This is a genomic window from Pseudomonas sp. S8, from assembly GCF_050473925.1.
Classification (GTDB): Bacteria; Pseudomonadota; Gammaproteobacteria; order Pseudomonadales; family Pseudomonadaceae; genus Aquipseudomonas; species Aquipseudomonas parakoreensis.
On record NZ_JBFDVZ010000016.1, the window covers coordinates 1,339,418 to 1,357,550 of the forward strand.

At 60.1% G+C, this 18,133-nt stretch carries 14 protein-coding genes; 11 read left to right on the forward strand and 3 right to left on the reverse strand.

Annotated elements, in window-relative coordinates; all coding sequences use genetic code 11:
- Positions 1 to 64 precede the first annotated feature (64 nt).
- Complete coding sequence (locus AB1J88_RS07295) at positions 65 to 961, reverse strand: helix-turn-helix domain-containing protein (protein WP_041063839.1); 897 nt, start codon at positions 959 to 961, stop codon at positions 65 to 67.
- A 161-nt stretch (positions 962 to 1,122) separates the two neighbouring features.
- On the opposite strand from AB1J88_RS07295, the gene AB1J88_RS07300 reads away from it, so the two are divergent.
- The 5 genes from AB1J88_RS07300 (at position 1,123) to AB1J88_RS07320 (ending at position 7,436) form a co-directional block, all read left to right on the forward strand.
- Positions 1,123 to 2,481, forward strand: a complete 1,359-nt coding sequence (locus AB1J88_RS07300) for a glutamine synthetase family protein (RefSeq protein ID WP_041063837.1) — start codon at positions 1,123 to 1,125, stop codon at positions 2,479 to 2,481.
- 156 nt (positions 2,482 to 2,637) lie between these two features.
- Positions 2,638 to 3,726 carry a polyamine ABC transporter substrate-binding protein gene (locus AB1J88_RS07305; RefSeq protein ID WP_041063835.1) on the forward strand — a complete coding sequence of 363 codons (1,089 nt, stop codon included), beginning with the start codon at positions 2,638 to 2,640 and terminating at the stop codon, positions 3,724 to 3,726.
- The gene (locus AB1J88_RS07310; protein ID WP_430290625.1) at positions 3,723 to 5,024 is read left to right on the forward strand and encodes an NAD(P)/FAD-dependent oxidoreductase; all 1,302 of its coding nucleotides are present in this window, start codon (positions 3,723 to 3,725) and stop codon (positions 5,022 to 5,024) included. Before AB1J88_RS07305 ends, AB1J88_RS07310 begins: the two co-directional genes overlap by 4 nt.
- Positions 5,025 to 5,215: 191 nt before the next feature.
- Positions 5,216 to 6,871 carry an intermembrane transport protein PqiB gene (locus tag AB1J88_RS07315; RefSeq protein WP_430290626.1) on the forward strand — a complete coding sequence of 552 codons (1,656 nt, stop codon included), beginning with the start codon at positions 5,216 to 5,218 and terminating at the stop codon, positions 6,869 to 6,871.
- A 16-nt stretch (positions 6,872 to 6,887) separates the two neighbouring features.
- On the forward strand, positions 6,888 to 7,436 hold the full coding sequence (locus AB1J88_RS07320; RefSeq protein ID WP_430290628.1) for a PqiC family protein: 549 nt from the start codon (positions 6,888 to 6,890) through the stop codon (positions 7,434 to 7,436).
- On the opposite strand, the gene AB1J88_RS07325 is transcribed toward AB1J88_RS07320, so the two are convergent.
- Positions 7,397 to 8,704, reverse strand: a complete 1,308-nt coding sequence (locus tag AB1J88_RS07325; RefSeq protein ID WP_430290629.1) for a sensor histidine kinase — start codon at positions 8,702 to 8,704, stop codon at positions 7,397 to 7,399. The two genes, AB1J88_RS07320 and AB1J88_RS07325, sit on opposite strands and share 40 nt — an antisense overlap.
- 314 nt (positions 8,705 to 9,018) lie before the next feature.
- On the opposite strand from AB1J88_RS07325, the gene AB1J88_RS07330 reads away from it, so the two are divergent.
- From AB1J88_RS07330 to AB1J88_RS07355, 6 genes are all read left to right on the forward strand, one after another.
- Entirely contained in the window at positions 9,019 to 9,699 is a 681-nt protein-coding gene (locus AB1J88_RS07330) for a histidine phosphatase family protein (protein ID WP_174376805.1), read from the forward strand.
- Between the two features lie 295 nt (positions 9,700 to 9,994).
- On the forward strand, positions 9,995 to 11,716 hold the full coding sequence (gene arnT, locus AB1J88_RS07335) for a lipid IV(A) 4-amino-4-deoxy-L-arabinosyltransferase (protein WP_174376806.1): 1,722 nt from the start codon (positions 9,995 to 9,997) through the stop codon (positions 11,714 to 11,716).
- A complete protein-coding gene (locus tag AB1J88_RS07340) occupies positions 11,713 to 13,230 on the forward strand; it encodes an ArnT family glycosyltransferase (protein ID WP_430290630.1) in 1,518 nt (505 codons plus the stop codon). Before arnT ends, AB1J88_RS07340 begins: the two co-directional genes overlap by 4 nt.
- A 186-nt stretch (positions 13,231 to 13,416) precedes the next feature.
- Positions 13,417 to 14,430 carry an iron ABC transporter substrate-binding protein gene (locus tag AB1J88_RS07345; RefSeq protein WP_430290631.1) on the forward strand — a complete coding sequence of 338 codons (1,014 nt, stop codon included), beginning with the start codon at positions 13,417 to 13,419 and terminating at the stop codon, positions 14,428 to 14,430.
- Between the two features lie 3 nt (positions 14,431 to 14,433).
- Complete coding sequence (locus tag AB1J88_RS07350; RefSeq protein ID WP_430290632.1) at positions 14,434 to 16,029, forward strand: ABC transporter permease; 1,596 nt, start codon at positions 14,434 to 14,436, stop codon at positions 16,027 to 16,029.
- On the forward strand, positions 16,026 to 17,084 hold the full coding sequence (locus AB1J88_RS07355) for an ABC transporter ATP-binding protein (RefSeq protein ID WP_174376808.1): 1,059 nt from the start codon (positions 16,026 to 16,028) through the stop codon (positions 17,082 to 17,084). Before AB1J88_RS07350 ends, AB1J88_RS07355 begins: the two co-directional genes overlap by 4 nt.
- On the opposite strand, the gene AB1J88_RS07360 is transcribed toward AB1J88_RS07355, so the two are convergent.
- A complete protein-coding gene (locus AB1J88_RS07360; protein ID WP_108182683.1) occupies positions 17,085 to 17,975 on the reverse strand; it encodes a site-specific integrase in 891 nt (296 codons plus the stop codon).
- Between the last annotated feature and the right edge of the window lie 158 nt (positions 17,976 to 18,133).

Sequence of the window (18,133 nt, forward strand, 5' to 3'; positions counted from 1 at the left end):
GTAGCGGGTCATTCAACGGGGAGTCCGCGTATGCCCACTTTGCTAACCTTTAAGCACCACATCGCTAACGCTTCAGAGTCTCGCTCGGCAGCTCTTTGAACAGCGCCCGATAACTGTTGGAAAACCGCCCCAGATGCCAAAACGACCAGTTCATCGCCACTTCGGCCACGGTGGTTTCCGTGGGCCGGCGATTGAGTAATTCGCGGTGTGCACTGTTAAGCCGGCGCAGGCGCAGCCAGTGGCTGGGGGTCATGCCGGTGTAAGCCTTGAACGCCTGCTGTAATTGACGCAACGGCACCCCTGCCACCTTCGAAAGCTCAAGCAGGTTGACAGTCTCTTCCGGCGAATCCGCTGCCCATTCCCCTACTCGCTTCATGATCGTCCGCTCTTCAGTACGACGCTGCAAACCGCCTCGATCAAGGCGGGTGTGAGCGTTGTCGAGAATGAACAGACAGTCTTCGAGCAGCTGCTGCGTCAACGAGTTTTTATCAAACGGATCAACAGCTTGCGACAACTTCGTGAGTGTTGAGCTTAACCAGCGACTGAACAAGGCGTTCTGCCCGCAGTTAAGCGGCGCCATGAACAATCCCTCGAGTTTCGCCACATCCAGACCGTGTTCACGGACGAATTGCGGGCCGAACACCACGGCGATTTCCTGGTAGTTCTCCGGGGTGATCCAGATGTTGCGGCTGTCTTCGTTAAGCAAATACAGCGCGTTGTCACTGCGATCAAAACAGAACGCTAACGCACCCGATGGCGCACTGAATGCCTGCTCGACGCGGGTGTTCATCTGTTCTTCGTAGACCTGCACACCTTCCAGATCCAGATAGCGGATCTGCCCGGCGAAATGCCCGGGCGACATCTGCTGGTAATGCTGAACCCAACCCGGCGTAGCGCGGATTTGTTCGGTGACATCAGCGGTATTGAACGCCTGAACCTGAAGCGGATTACACGTTGTCATGGGAGACCTTGCGCACTCTTTTGGTGCGCTTTGGTGCTGCTTAAAGTGGATAGATGGAACGGCAAGGCACGCCCAAGATAGTCGTCAACGCGCCACAGGGGAAGGGGCGGAAGATGAAACCCGCCCTCCCCGGCGTCTATAAAACCAATAACGAGGTCTTTATGAATGCCCCTTTCGATCAGCTGTTCACATGGCTGAAAGATCACAAGATTACCGAAGTTGAATGTGTGGTCAGCGACCTGACCGGCATCGCCCGCGGCAAGATCGCACCGACCAACAAGTTCCTGCATGAGCGAGGCATGCGCCTGCCGGAAAGTGTGCTGCTGCAAACGGTAACCGGGGATTTTGTCGACGACGACATCTACTACGACCTGCTCGACCCGGCCGACATCGACATGGTCTGCAAACCGGTGAGCGACGCCGTGTATGTGATTCCATGGGCCATCGAGCCGACCGCCATCGTCATCCACGACACCTTCGACAAATTCGGCAATCCAATCGAACTGTCGCCGCGCAACGTGCTGAAAAAAGTCCTGCAGCTGTACACCGACAAGGGCTGGAAGCCGATCGTTGCACCGGAAATGGAGTTCTACCTGACCCAGCGCTGCGAAGATCCGGACCTGCCACTCAAGGCACCACTGGGGCGTTCGGGCCGTGCCGAAAGCGGTCGGCAGTCATTCTCCATCGACGCCGCCAACGAGTTCGATCCATTGTTCGAAGACGTCTACGACTGGTGCGAGCTGCAAGGTCTGGATCTGGACACGCTGATCCACGAAGACGGCCCGGCGCAGATGGAAATCAACTTCCGTCACGGCGACGCCCTGGATCTGGCCGATCAGATCACCGTGTTCAAACGCACCCTGCGCGAAGCGGCGCTCAAGCACAACGTCACCGCGACGTTCATGGCCAAACCGATTGGCGACGAACCCGGCAGTGCCATGCACCTGCACCAGAGCGTGGTGGAAATCGCCACGGGCAAGCCGATTTTCGCTGATGCCGACGGCAAGATGAGCGACTTGTTCCGCCATCACATCGGCGGCCTGCAAAAGTACATTCCTAAAGTACTGCCGATGTTTGCGCCCAACGTGAACTCGTTCCGCCGCTTCCTGCCGGACACCTCGGCACCGGTCAACGTCGAGTGGGGCGAAGAAAACCGCACTGTCGGTTTGCGTGTACCAACCTCCGGGCCGGAAGCCATGCGCGTGGAGAACCGTTTGCCGGGCGCCGACGCCAACCCGTATCTGGCGATTGCCGCGAGCCTGCTGTGTGGCTACATCGGCATGGTCGAAGGCATCGAACCGAGTGCCGCCGTCGAAGGCCGCGCCTACGAACGCCGCAACCTGCGCCTGCCGATCACCATCGAAGACGCGCTGACGCAAATGGAAGAGTGCGACACCGTTGCCCGATACCTTGGCAACAAGTTTGTGCGCGGCTACGTCGCGGTCAAACGCGCCGAGCATGAAAACTTCAAGCGCGTAATCAGCTCCTGGGAGCGCGAGTTCCTGCTACTGAGCGTCTGAGCAACACCCACAAACCCTGTGGGAGCTGGCTTGCCAGCGATTACGTCGGCACAGTCGACATCATTATCGACTGTCCCACCGCTATCGCTGGCAAGCCAGCTCCCACAAGGGGCCGTGCTCACCCGAAAAACTCCAATAACTCCAAGAGGTGTCGATATGCGTCTATTGAAATCCATGGTTCCCGCCGCACTGGCGCTGTTGTGCAGCACCGCAGCCCTGGCCCAGCCCCAGGTCAGCGTCTACAACTGGACCGACTACATCGGTGAAACCACCCTCGCCGACTTCCAGGCCAAGACCGGGATCAAGGTGATCTACGACGTGTTCGACTCAAACGAAACCCTGGAAGGCAAACTCCTCGCCGGTCGCACCGGCTACGACGTGGTGGTGCCGTCCAACCACTTTCTCGCCCGTCAGGTAAAAGCCGGCGCGTTCCTCAAACTGGATCGCGAGCAGCTACCGAACTGGAAAAATCTCGACCCGAAATTGCTCGAATTGCTCGAAAAGAACGACCCGGGCAACCAGCACTCGGTACCGTACCTGTGGGGCACCAACGGCATCGGCTACAACGTCGACAAGGTCAAGGCAGTGCTTGGCATCGATCACATCGATTCCTGGGCCGTGCTGTTCGAGCCGGAGAACCTGAAGAAGCTCACCCAATGTGGCGTGTCGATGATGGACTCGGCGGACGAAGTGTTCCCGGCGATCCTCAACTACATGGGCATGGACCCACGCAGCGAGAACCCGGAAGACTACAAAAAAGCCGAAGCCAAACTGCTGAGCATCCGCCCGTACATCACTTACTTCCATTCCTCGAAATACGTTTCCGATCTGGCCAATGGCGACATCTGCGTAGCCTTCGGTTACTCCGGCGACGTGTTCCAGGCGGCCAATCGCGCCAAGGAAGCCAAGAATGGGGTGAACATCGCCTATGCGATTCCGAAAGAAGGCGCCAACCTGTGGTTCGATCTGCTGGCGATCCCGGCCGACGCCAGCAACACCAAGGAGGCCCACGCCTTCATCAATTACCTGCTTGATCCGCAAGTGATTGCGAAGGTCAGCGCTTCGGTCGGTTACGCCAACCCGAACCCGGCCGCCAAGCAGTACATGGACCAGGCGCTGGTGAACAATCCCGAGGTGTACCCGTCCCAGGCAGTGCTGGACAAGCTCTACATCTCCTCTACCCCGCCCCAGTCGATCATGCGTCTGATGACCCGGTCCTGGAGCAAAGTGAAGTCGAACAAATGAATCAGTACACGCAAGAACACGCCCGCTCCTATTACGCGGCTTCGGCCCGGGCCAGTACGCCCTGGCCGGCACTCGACGGTGACCTCACCGCCGATGTCTGCGTGATCGGCGGCGGCTTCACCGGGGTCAATATCGCGATTGAGCTGGCGCAACGCGGGCTGTCGGTGGTGTTGATCGAAGCCCGGCGCATCGGCTGGGGCGCCAGCGGACGCAACGGCGGTCAGTTGATTCGCGGTATCGGTCACGAAGTTGAAGGCTTTGCCCGTTACGTCGGCAACGACGGCGTGCGTTATCTGCAACGCGCCGGTATCGACTCCGTGGAACTGGTGCGCCAGCGCATCACCGAGCATGCCATCGAGTGTGACCTGCGTTGGGGCTTCTGCGAACTGGCCAACACCCCGGCGCAGTTCGCGGCGTTCAAGGACGAACAGGTCAGCCTCGACGAACTCGGCTACCGCCATGAGACCCGAATGGTCGGCCCCGAGCAAATCCGTCAGCAAGTGGTCAACGCCAATGTCTATGCTGGCGGTCTGATCGACATGGGCTCCGGCCATCTGCACCCGCTGGATCTGGTGCAGGGCGAAGCGCGTCTGGCGGCGTCCCTCGGTGTACGCATTTTCGAGCAGAGCCCGGTCCAGCAGATCATCCACGGCGAAACGGTTGAAGTGCGCTGCGCCACCGGCAGCGTTCGTGCCGGCAGTCTGGTGCTGGGTTGCAACGCGCATCTGAATGAACTCGAGCAGCAACTCAGCGGCAAGGTCCTGCCCGCCGGCAGTTACATCATCGCCACCGAGCCGCTGTCCGAGGAACGCGCCGCGCAATTGATCCCGCACAACCTCGCGTTGTGCGACCAGAAAGTCGGCCTCGACTATTACCGGCTCTCGGCGGACCGACGCCTGCTGTTTGGCGGCGCCTGTCACTATTCCGGTCGCGATCCGGCGGACATTGCCGCCTACATGCGCCCGAAAATGCTCAAGGTCTTCCCGCAACTGGCGGACGTGCGCATCGACTATCAATGGGGCGGCAAGATTGGCATTACCGCCAACCGCTTTCCGCAGGTCGGGCGGCTCAAGCAACAGCCGAACGTGTTCTACGCTCAGGGTTATTCCGGTCACGGTCTGAATGTCACGCATTGGTGCGCCAGGCTGCTGGGCGAGGCCATTCACGCCGGCCACAGTCAGGGCATGGACGTGTTCAGCGCGGTACCGCACATGACCTTCCCCGGCGGCCCGGCCTTGCGCTCACCGCTGCTGGCATTGGGCATGTTCTGGTATCGCCTGCGCGAAATCCTCGGCTAACGCTCGCCCCTGTAGAAGCTGCCGAAGGCTGCGATCTTTTGATCTTTAAAATCAAGAGATCGCAGCCTGCGACAGCGCCTGCACAAATCCGCATCAGCCCGTGAATTTGCTCTATCGCCAAGCACTTCTATATTGATGAAGTGCTTTTGCGTTCCTGACGCTCAGCATCCACAAAACCGAGGAGGACATGGATGAAGTCGTCAGCCGCCGATGAACCACGAGCACCGGGCCACGCGCCGATCAAGACCCGGCGTTTCAGCATCTCCCTGGTGTGGATCGTCCCGGTCGTCGCGGTGCTGGTCGGCATATCGCTGGTGGTGCACAACCTGCTGCAGGAAGGCCCGACCATCGTCGTCAACTTCAAGACTGGCAGCGGCCTGGTTGCCAACAAGACCGAGGTCAAATACCGCAGTGTGGTGATCGGTCAGGTGACGGATGTCGAATTGAGCGGCGATCAGAAGAGCGTCGACGCCACAATCAAACTGGTCAAACAGGCCGAAACCTTCACCCGCGAAGATTCGGAGTTCTGGGTTGTGCGCCCACGCATCGGTGCCGGCGGCGTTTCGGGCATCGATACCTTGCTTTCCGGCGACTATATCGGCGCCGACATCGGCCAGGCCAACAACCGCGCCAAGCACTTCAAGGGGCTGGAAAATCCGCCGCCGATCACTTACGGCGAACCGGGCAAGCGCTTCATGCTGCATGCCTCGGATCTCGGCTCACTGGATATCGGTTCCCCGGTTTACTACCGCAAGATTCCGGTAGGCCAGGTCGTGACCTACACCCTCAATCCCGAGGGCAAAGGCGTGGACATCGAAGTGTTCATTCACGCACCGAACGACGCGTTCGTCACCGAAAACACGCGCTTCTGGAACGCCAGCGGCATCGACATCAATGTCGGCGCCAATGGCTTCGCGGTGAAGACCGAATCGCTGTCCACCATGCTGGTTGGCGGCATTGCCTTCCGCGCGCCGGATTACAGCCCCAACGATGTGGCCGCCAGCGAAGACAAGGATTTCGAACTGTTCGCCGATCAGCAGACCGCACTCGCCCCGCCCAACGGCAAGGCGCAGTACATGGTGTTGCGTTTCGAGCAGTCGTTGCGCGGGCTCAAGGTCGATGCGCCCGTCGAGTTTCTCGGCATGGAGATTGGCCGGGTCGTCGGAATCAACCTCGACTTCGACGCGAAAAAACGCACCTTCCCGCTTAACGTCGGGATCGTGATTTATCCGCAGCGCCTCGGCCAGGCTTACAAAAAGATGCTGACCGAATTCAAGCACGATCCCAACGACGAAGCGGCCGGCATTCGTCTGCTCGGCACGTTCGTCGACAACGGTCTGCGCGCTCAGGCCCGCAGTGGCAACCTGCTGACCGGGCAGTTGTATATCGCGCTGGATTTCTTCCCGAAAGCCGAGAAAGTTGCATTCGACGCAACGGCCCGACCGGTCGCCTTGCCCACCGTGCCTGGCAGCCTCGAACAGTTGCAGGAAAAACTCGAAGCGGTGGTCGACAAGCTCAACAAACTGCCGGTCGAGCGGATTGCCGGCAACCTCGACAGCAACCTCGTCGAGCTGCGCAAAGGCCTGCAACAGTTCAATGCGAAAACCCTGCCGGGCGTGCAAACCACACTGGCCGACGTCAGCAAGACCTTGCAGTCCGCCAGTTCGACCCTGGCCGAGGATTCACCGCAGCGCGAGAAACTCACCGAGACCCTCGACGAACTCGGGCGCATGTCGCGTTCGCTGCGTGAGCTGTCGGACTATCTCGGTCGCCATCCGGAATCGCTGATTCGCGGTCGTCCCGACAACGCAGCGCCGCTGGATCTGAAAGGACCGCCACGCAATTGAGCCCAGGAGCTATCCCATGGCTGTACCGCTGAAGATCACCGTGCTCGCTGCGTTCATGCTCCTTGGCGCCTGCCGCAGCGAGCCGATCAATTTTCACACCCTGACGCCGGTGGAACTGTCGGCGTCCCGGACCGGCGCGCAGATTCCGATCGAAGGGATCAGCGTGCCGCCGCAAGTCGACCGCCCGCAAATCGTCATCCGTCAGGGCAACAATGGCCTGGCGATTCTGGAAACCCAATGGTGGGGGGCGAGTCTGGCGGATGAATTGCGCAGTGCCTTGAGCGATCAACTGAGCAATACCGGCAGTCGCGGCAATGTTTCGGTGCGTATCGACGTGCAGCGTTTCGACTCGATCCCCGGACACTATGGGCTGATCGACGTCAAATGGCGTCTGCGCCCGAGCGGTGCGGCGGACAACGCCCTGCTGACCTGCCATTCAACCTTGCAAACACCCTCCGGCCCGAGCATCGACGAACTGGTGGCCGCGCAACAGAACAACGTCAAACGCCTGGCAGCCCTGATCAATCAGGCAGCGGGCAACGCTCGCTGCCCGTCAGCCTCCTGAGCCGCCGACAGCGTGACCGTGAAACGGCAGCCATTAGGCTCGCGAGTGACCAACTGAACCTGCCAGCGTTGATGGCTGCAGATCCGCTGCACCAGCGACAACCCCAGCCCAAGGCCTTCACCGCGCTGTTCGTCACCGCGCACGAACGGCTGGAACATCGCGTGACGTTTTTCTTCCGGAATACCGATGCCGCTGTCCTCGACCACAAAGCTGTCGTTGAGCAGGGTCAACCGGACAAAGCCCTGATCGGTGTAATGCCAGGCATTGCGCAGCAGATTGCCCATGACCGACTGCAAGAACGTCAGGTCATAACGCGCGCTGCCCGCCAGTTGCGGCTCGTAGATAAACTCCAGACCCTTTTCGCCAATCAAACGCCCCCAGATTTCTACCTGGGCGTCGGCGATAGATTTGAGTGTGCAAGTGGATTCGGTGCCGAGCTCCTCCGGCTTGCGCGCCAGCATCAAGAAGGTCTCAACCAGTTGGCGCATTTCTGCACTGGCCCGGGCGATGCGTTTGACCTGTTGGGTGGAGCGCGAATCCAGCGAGGGGTTGGCCAGCAACAGCTCGCAAGAACTGGCCAGAATCATCAACGGTGTGCGCAGTTCGTGGCTGACGTCGCTGGTGAAGAGCTTTTCCCGATTCAGGGTTTCGCGTAACCGGCCGAGTGTCTGGTCAAAAGACAGGGCCAACTCCCCTACTTCATCATCGGCGTAATCCGGATGCAGGGCCGGCGCCAGCGCGATCAATTGATCACGATGCCGCACCTGCCCCGCCAGGCGAATCACCGGCGCCATGACCTGCCGCGCCAGCAGCCTGCCGAGCGCGACGGCCAGCATGACGCTGAGGATGAACCCGACTATCACCACCACGAACAGCAGGTGCTCACGCTGTTCGAAGCTTTCCTGATTGCGCAGCAGCACATACTTGCGACCGCCGACCGCCTCGACCATCGCATAGAAGTCGTCGCCGTTGAACGTGATCTCTTGAAACCCCACGGGCAGTTCCGCCAGTTGCGGTGTCAGCGCCATGGGCCCGGGGCCGTTCTCGAAAAAAAACAGTTCGCTCTTTTCCGGCTCGTGGCGCCACTGGTTGATGTCGTCCATCGCCAACAACCGGCGCAAGCCACCGCTGAGGGCGGTCATGGTCAACTTGTGCTCCACGACATGCACGGTAGCCACAATGCCCATTGCGAAGACACCGGCCACCACCGCGCTCATCAAGGCGAACACAATCACAATCCGATTGGCGAGGCTTTGCTTGAGGTCCATCCGGTTCAACGACTCCAGTGCTGAGGTAAGGCGGCAAGGGCCCGCGCGACGCCGTTGCCCAAAGCTCGGAGCTTCGCCTTGCCCGGCGCTCTTGTTAAGTACTTAAAAAAACAAAACGCTTATTTGAGTTTAGTTATCAAATAGGCTTTTCCGTTAATACCTGCTCTTGCCTCGCAAATTTTTCACATGTTCTTCACTGCTCCGCCACGACTCTGAACGTAGTGTTCAGCAGCCATTCAAGCAAACCGCCGTAAAGTAACTAACCTCCTGGAGCTTACGTTGCACTTTGCGTGTGAACTGAATGGAACTCGGGAATGACAAGGGGCAACGTCGTGGTTGAATTAGCACAAGTACAATCAGCACCCAAGAGGTCGTACCTCTCGCGTCCGCGTGCCTGGGCAGCCATCGCAGTCGGCGTGCTGGTGATCAGTCTGATTTGTGGCTTTGTCTGGCTGCAGCGTTCACCGGCCAACCTGCGCTATGTCAGCGCATCTGCCACCCAGGAGTGGGTCAAAGCCTGGCAGGCTGGCGAGGTCGTCGCGCTGGTCCGCCATGCCGAGCGTTGTGACCGCTCGAGCAATGTTTGCCTGGGGCCGGCAGACGGTATCACTCAGCTGGGCAGTGTCTCTGCAGCCACCGTGGGCCGGGCCTTTACGCAACTGGGAATGCAGCAGACTCAGGTGTTCACCAGCCCGCTGACGCGCACTGCACAAACGGCTCACTACATGTTCGGTCGCGACGCAGTGGCTGCGGAATGGCTGGAAACCTGTGGCCCGACGATGCGCAATGAGGTGGTGGCGCACAAGACCGCAGGACAGAACATGATCCTGGTGACCCACAGCGGCTGCATCGCCGATTTCGAACGGCAAACCGGTTACCCACGCGCGGTCGCCGCCGAATATGGCAGCACGGTTTTAGCTCGAATAGATGCGCAAGGCAAACTTGAAGTAATCGGCATCATGAACCCAGAAGGCTGGCAACGATTGGCCAAGTAATCGTCAGACTTGATCAAGTAAAAAACACTCGGGCAATGCTCTGGCACAGAGCTATTGGTGCTTATGAAATTGTAATAAGAAATTTTTTTCACTTTGAAAAACTGGAAATATTTCATTTTAAAGCTTGTCTTTTCGAGGAGAACTTAACGCTGGAAGCAGACCCGTTCTCTGAATACAGGACACGCCCTTCGGGCGTGCTCGCCTCTGCATTCATTCAACCCAGTGCCGCGCCTGCAACGGATATCGCCAGGCGCAACACTGAAACGCACACTTTGTACTGCACCAAGGTCCAGTCATGACGTCTGAGAACAAACCGTTGCACCATGCAGCGTTGAATTTGCCGCGCCTCCACCAGAGCACTCTGATCGAACGCTTTGCGATACCCGGGCTGGTACTGGCATTCGTGATGTTTTATCTGCTGCCGCTGATGACCCACGGCCTGTGGATTCCCGATGAAACCCGCTATGGGCAGATCAGCCAGGAAATGCTGCAGAGCGGCAACTGGGTGGCGCCGCACTTCATGGGGATTCGCTATTTCGAAAAACCGATTGCCGGCTACTGGATGATTGCCATCGGCCAAGCCATTTTCGGTGAAAACCTGTTTGGCGTACGCATCGCCTCGGCGCTCAGCACGGGCGTGAGCGTCTGGCTGACCTATCTGCTGGCCCGTCGCCTGTGGAACAACCCGCGCATCAGTGCCGCTTGTGCCCTCCTTTATATGAGCTTCGGCCTGATCGCAGGGCAGGCTGGCTATGCCAACCTCGATCCGCAATTCACCTTGTGGGTCAACCTCAGCCTGGTGGCGATCTGGTTTGCCATCGACAGCAATACCCCGCGCGCGCGCCTGGGCGGCTGGGCATTGCTGGGATTCGCTTGTGGCATGGGCCTGATGACCAAAGGTTTCCTCGCTCTGATGCTGCCGGTGTTGATCGCCCTGCCCTACATGATCTGGCAGCGACGCTTTGGCGAGCTGGTGCGTTATGGCCTGGTCGCCGTTGCGGTGGCCGCGCTGGTCAGCGTGCCATGGGCACTGGCCGTGCATTACCGTGAACCGGATTTCTGGCGATTCTTCTTCTGGCACGAACACATCCGGCGTTTTGCCGCCGGCGAAGACGCACAGCACGCACGGCCATGGTGGTTCTACCTGCCGTTGCTGTTTGCTTCTACCTTGCCATGGGCCCTGCTGTTGCCTTCGACGCTGCTGCGCACCTGGCGCGAAAAACGCGATCCGAAAATCGCCTTCCTCGCCTTGTGGTTCCTGCTGCCGCTGGCATTTTTCAGCGCGAGCAGCGGCAAACTGCCGACCTACATCATGCCGTGCCTGCTGCCGTTGGCCCTGTTGATGGGCTACACGGTAATGAACTGGATAGCTGACCAGAACGGGCGCGTCTTGCGCATCAACGGTGTGGTCAACGTGGTGCTGGCCATTGCTGCGCTGGTCGCACTGATCTACCTGCAAGCGACCCGTGAAATTTACGAACACACCGAAATGTTCAGCCTGTCGCTGGGTTATATCGTGTTGCTCGGCTGGCTCATTGCCGGCGCGCTGCAAACCGTGCGCCCACTGACGCTGTGGGCGATGCCGGCGCTGGGCATCGGCTTGCTCGTCGCACTGCTGCCTGCCGCCATGCCGGCGACCATCGTCAACAGCAAGATGCCGGATCAGTTCATTGCCGAACACCAGCAGGAACTCAGCCAGACCCGCTCGTTGCTGAGTAACGACCTGGGAGCCGCTTCTGCGTTGTCATGGCGCTTGCGTCGCCCGCAAGTCGACCTGTTCAACACCGTTGGCGAGCTCAAGTACGGCCTCGATGACCCGGCCATGGCGTCACGCAAGGTCAGCCTCGACGGTGTAGGCGAATGGATGACCGAAGCGCGCAAAAAAGGCTCGGTGGGTGTGGTGATGCGCGTCAACAGCACCTCCGACGAACAACAACTCGAGCTGCTGCCAATAGACGGCAAGCACTACCGCCGTGGGCAAATCGAAATCCTCATTTTCAGCCAGAGCCAGCCATGATCCAGACCAGGACTGAACGCAGGCAGTTGCTGCTTCTGCTGGCCGCGACTGCCCTGCTGTTACTGCTCGGTCTGGGCAGTCGTGAGCTGTGGGGGGCGGAAACCCGCTGGGCCAACATCGCGTTGCAGATGTTGCAGAGCGGCGACTATTTCGACCCCTATCTCAAGGGCAGCCCCTATTACGACAAGCCGCTGCTGTCGTACTGGCTGATCACCGCCACCGCCTGGTTCACGGGTGGACTGGGGCATTGGTCGTTGCGCCTGTCATCGGTGATTTCCGCGTGGTTCAGCGTGTGGCTGGTGTACCTCATCGGCGAGCAACTGTTTCGCAAAGGCACCGGGCTGATTGCCGGATGGATGCTGGCGACCACGTTCTACTTCGTGTTCTGGGCGCGAGTCGCCACTGCCGACATCCTCACCGTTTGCGGTGTACTGGCGGCCGTCTGGTGGTACTGGCGCGGCCCGGATGACACCCGGTTCTGGCGCTACGTGGTGTTCTTCGGCCTGCTGTCGCTGACCTCGCTGTTCAAAGGCCTGATCGGTTTCATCCTGCCGGGGCTGGTGCTGCTGCCGCACCTGCTCAGCCAGCACCGCTGGAAACGTCACCTGAACCTGCGCCTGTTCGCGGCGATATTGATCGCCGGGGCGTTTTACATGACGCCGTTCGTGCTCTCGCACTTCTACGGCGCGCCCAACTACGAACAAAGTGGCCTGGGGCTGGTACTGCGTGAAAACGTTGTGCGGTTTTTCCAGCCGTTCGATCAGTTCGGGCCGATTTACACCTACTTGATCTACCTGCCGGTTTACACCCTGCCCTGGGCACCGTGCTGGTTGATCGCCTTGTGGGTGGCCGCGCGCAACTGGAAGCACATCGAACCGGATACCCGCTGGCTGATTCAAGGGCTCGCGCTGCTGATGCTGTTCTTCACCGCCAGTGGCAGTCGCCGCAGCTATTACGTCTTGCCGCTGGTGCCCTTCGCGCAACTGCTGGGTGCCTGGTGGGTAACCCGGCGCATGGCGGCTCGCCACAGCGAAGGCCGTGGGCTGAAGATCGGTTTCGCTGTCACCACCGTGTTGCTTGCCGCGATATTGGGTGTGCTTTACCCGTGGACCAACAGCGGCGGCGGTGTCATCCGCTTCGGCGAACAGGTTCGCGAGCAGGCCAGTCAGCAGGCACCGTTGAATCAATGGCGCATGGTCATGGTCGAGGTCGACAACAAAGTGCCGATGTACCTGCAAACCGGTGGTGCACCGTTCTACTACGTGCCGGAAACGATCCAGGACTTTCCGCACAATGGCGACACAGCAACGCTGATCGCCTGGCTGGAACGCACCAGCGGGGAACGGTGGGACCCGCAACGCACGATTTTCGTGGCGCAATACCGTTCCGGTGACGCCGTGCCGCTCGATGCATTGAAGGCTGACCATCAGGTCATTACCACCACGCCCACCCGTGGCGAGCAGGTCTTTCACGGGCGGGAAGACCAGAGCGTGGCTTACATCCCCCACTCCTGAGCGATGACGTTAAGACAAAAGTAGAGAGTCGCGGTAAATTTGAATGGCAATGACAACTATTAACGGCTTCTTTGACGTTTTTTTCTCATTTGCCACCCTACATTGCCGCGACTCGACACTTGCAAATCGTTCGCATTGTTTCCTGCGAGGGTTTGCTCATAACGTCTGAAAACAGGAGCTGCCCGAATGAATCCACGCTTTCCATCCTTCTTCAAGCGCGCATTGCTGGCCACCGCGTTGCTCGGCACCGGGCATGCTGTTGCCGCCGACTCGGTAGGTCTGGTGGTTTACAACGCGCAGCATGAAACGCTGACCAAGGCCTGGGTGGCCGGTTTCACCGAGGAAACCGGAATCCCGGTGACCATTCGCAACGGCGATGACACCGAGATGGGCAACCAGCTCGTGCAGGAAGGCGCCGCCTCGCCGGCAGACGTATTCCTCACCGAGAACTCCCCGGCGATGGTGCTGGTGGACAACGCCAAACTGTTCGCCCCATTGGCGCCGACAACCCTTGAGCAAGTCGATTCCGCCTACCGTCCGGCCCACGGCAATTGGGTCGGCATCGCTGCCCGTTCCACCGTGTTCGTCTACAACCCGAACAAGCTGACTGAAAAAGACCTGCCCAAATCCCTGCTCGACCTCGCCACCCCAGCCTGGGAAGGCCGATGGGCCGCCTCCCCGGCTGGCGCGGACTTCCAGGCGATCGTCGCCGCTGTGCTGCAACAGAAAGGCGAAGCCGCCACGCTGGAATGGCTCAAGGGCATGAAGACCAACGCCACGATCTATCGCGGCAACAGCGCGGTGCTCAAAGCGGTGAACGCCGGGCAGATCGACAGCGGCGTGATCTACCACTATTACAGCTTCGTCGATCAATCCAAGACCGGCGAGAACAGCAAAAACACCCAGTTGTACTACTTCAAACATCAGGATCCGGGCGCGTTCGTCAGCACCTCCGGCGCCGGCGTGCTGGCATCGAGCAAGCATCAGGATGAAGCGCAGAAGTTCGTCAAATACATCACCAGCAAGGAAGGTCAGGAAGTGCTCGAAACCGGCACCTCCTTCGAATACGCCGTGGGTAAAGACGCGCCGTCCAATCCGAAGCTGACCCCGCTGAAAACCCTCGATGCGCCGAAAGTCGATGCGTCGACCCTCGACAGCAAAAAAGCCGTCGAGCTGATGACCCAGGCCGGGTTGCTCTAAGTGATGCCCAAAACCTTGCCTGCACCGGCCGTGGTGACGGCCCCCGCCAACCTCCTCCACCCGCCCCGCACGCTGGCCGGGCGCGGCAGTTCGTGGGTGGTGAGCTCGGCGGTGCTGGTGTCGTTGCTGTCACTGCTGCCGATTGCCTTCGTGATCGGCGTGGCGTGGTACACCGGTTGGGCGACCCTCGAAGTTCTGGTGTTTCGCCCGCGGGTCGGCGAGTTGCTGATCAACACCGTGCTGCTGGTGCTGATCACCTTGCCGCTGTGCATTGTGCTCGGGACAACCCTGGCCTGGCTGACCGAACGCAGCAATCTGCCCGGCCGGCGTCTGTGGTCTCTGCTGGCGGTTGCGCCACTGGCCGTGCCGGCGTTCGTCCACAGTTATGCGTGGGTCAGTTTGATTCCGTCGATCCACGGTCTGCCGGCCGGCGTGCTGGTGTCGGTGATCGCCTATTTCCCGTTTCTGTATTTGCCGATTGCCGCGACCTTGCGCCGTCTCGATCCGGCGATTGAAGATGTCGCTCAGTCCCTCGGGCTGAAGCCGTGGGCGGTGTTTTTCCGGGTGGTGTTGCCGCAATTGCGCCTGGCAATCTGCGGTGGCGCGTTGTTGGTCGGCCTGCATTTGCTGGCCGAATACGGCCTGTACGCGATGATCCGTTTCGACACGTTCACGACGGCGATCTTCGATCAGTTCAAATCGACCTTCAACGGCCCGGCCGCCAACATGCTCGCCGGGGTTCTGGCGCTGTGCTGTCTGGCGATGCTCACGGCGGAATCCGCTGCTCGTGGCCAGGCGCGTTATGCGCGAGTCGGTTCCGGCAGTGCCCGGGATCAGCGCAGCGTGCAACTGGGGCGTGGCGCGACAACCTTGGCGCTGCTGCTGCAAACGCTGACGTGCTTGTTGGCACTTGGTGTGCCGTTGCTCACGCTGGGCCGCTGGCTGGTGGCCGGTGGTGCGCAGGTCTGGCAAGGCGACGAGCTGTTGCCAGCCTTGCTGCAAACCCTGTCGTATGGCGTGGCCGGCGCATTGCTGACCAGTGTCGCGGCGATTCCCATTGCGTGGCTGTCGATCCGCTCTCCGGGCAAACTGCAGCGCTTGCTGGAAGGCTGCAACTACATCACCAGTTCACTGCCCGGCATTGTCGTTGCTTTGGCGCTGGTCACCGTGACCATTCATTTCGCCCGGCCGATCTACCAGACCACCATCACGGTGCTCTTGGCCTATCTGCTGATGTTCCTGCCGCGGGCGCTGGTCAGTCTGCGCGCCGGTTTCGCGCAAGCCCCGGTCGAGCTGGAAAACATCGCACAAAGCCTTGGCCGCTCGCCGTTGCGCGCATTGTGGCTGATCACCGTACGCCTGGCGGCTCCCGGCGCGGCGGCAGGTGCGGCGCTGGTGTTCCTGGCAATCACCAATGAGCTGACCGCAACCCTGCTGCTCGCGCCCAACGGCACGCGCACCCTCGCTACCGGTTTCTGGGCGATGACCAGCGAAATCGATTACGCCGCCGCAGCGCCTTACGCGTTTTTGATGATCCTGCTTTCACTGCCGCTGACGGCCATTCTCTATCACCAATCCAGGCGTACCGCTGGCCGATGAACGCTCTCGAACTGCACAACCTCAGTAAAACCTTCGGCGCGCAAAAGGCGCTCGACGACGTCAGCCTCAACGTGCCGACCGGCAGCCGCACGGTGATCGTCGGCCCCTCCGGTTCCGGCAAAACCACGCTGTTGCGGATGATCGCCGGGTTCGAATTCCCCGACAGCGGCAGCCTTACGCTCAACGGCCAGACGCTGGTCGATCGCAGCCACGCGGTGCCGGCCTATCAACGGCAGATCGGCTACGTGCCGCAGGACGGTGCGTTGTTCCCGCACATGACGGTGGCGGCGAACATCGGCTTCGGTCTGGCCCTGACCGGAGCGGCCCGCACCCAGCGCATCCTTGAGTTGATGGACAGCGTGGCCCTCGACGCCAACATGGCCCACCGTTGGCCGCATGAGCTGTCGGGCGGCCAGCAACAGCGCGTCTCGCTAGCCCGTGCTCTGGCACAACAGCCACGGCTGATGCTGCTGGACGAGCCGTTCTCCGCCCTCGACACCGGTTTGCGCAGTGCCATGCGCAAAATGGTCGCGCGCCTGCTCGAAGACGCCGGCGTCACCACCATTCTGGTGACCCACGATCAGAGCGAAGCGTTGTCGTTTGCCGATCAATTAGCGGTGATGCGCAGCGGCCGGCTGGTGCAGTCCGGGCATCCGATGGATCTCTACCGCTATCCGGAGGATGAACAGACCGCGCACTTTCTCGGCGAAGCGGTGGTCCTGCCCGCGCAGATCGAGTCGGGTTGGGCGCATTGCGATCTGGGTCAGGTGGCGGTGAACAGCAACGGTTTCAGTGGCGCCGCGCAAATCATGCTGCGCCCCGAACAACTGCAGATCGCCGAGGTGGCCTCTGACAGTTACGGCTGCCACGCGCGGGTCACCGACCGTGATTTTGCCGGCAACACCTGCACTTTGACGGTTGAACTGAGTTCATCCGCGACTCAGGATCCGGCCCGTTCGATTCTGGTGCGCAGCACCGGTATGCACGCACCGCCCGCCGGCAGCGCGGTGCAGCTGTCGGTGCTCGGTGCGGCGCATGTGTTTGGCCTGAACTGATCAGAGATCGAAGCGATCCACCGCCCGCCGCCGCTCGTTGTCATCGCGCACATCGTAGTTGGCGGTGGTCTGGATGTTGCTGTGATGCGCCAGTTTCTGCGCAATCGACAGGTCGTGCTCCTCGATCACCCGAGTGATGAACGAGCGACGGAAGTCGTGGGGCATGATCTTCACTCCGACCTGCGTGCCGCGCTGACGGGCAATGTAGTAGATCGCATGCTTGGTAATGCGCTCGCGGGTGATGTGGCTGCCACGGCGAATGCGGTTGAACAGAAAGGCATCGTCGCTCTCACCTTCTTTGAGCTGAGAACGGCGCAGTTCGAGCCACGCATCAAGCTTGCTGAATGCCCACGCCGGCGCGTACTTGATCAACTGCTTGTTGCCCTTGGCGGTGACGCACAGGCTGCGCTCTGTGAAGTCGACCTGATTCAGGTCCAGATCCACCGATTCCGACTTGCGCATACCCGTGCCGTACAGCAACGCGATGATCGCCGCATCGCGCAGGCCCTGCGGGCGCGGGTCGGCGGCGCAGACTTCCATCAATTCGTGAATCAACGTGCGCTTGAGATTGCGCCCCTGGGACAACCGTGTGCCGGCAATGCCCTTGACCGAGCGCATCTTCAAAAGATGTTCCTGGCTGATCAGGCTCATGCGCCAGGCCTCGTTCATGACGCCGCGCACCGCATTCACATACAACGAAGAAGTGTTCGGTGCGTAGTTGTCTGCGCGTAATGCAGCAACCAGTGCAACAACATCTTCCGGTTGCAAGGCATGCCAGGGAATCTCTTCGACATTCATGTCTTCAAAGCCCAGGCGATCGGCCGCATCTTGCAGCACGTAACGCATGGTCAATTGGCTGGAGGGCGCCAAACGCGCGAGGTACAGGCTCATCGGGTTGTTTTTTGGAGCGTCGGGGGTTGCAGCAACTAAATCAATCAAACGTTAAACCTTGAGTAAAAAATGTACAGCACTACAACAACTAACAAATGCAATGTACTTGAAGTAAAGAAGGTACTTGAGCTGCACTGTCGGACAAAAAACCGCGATGG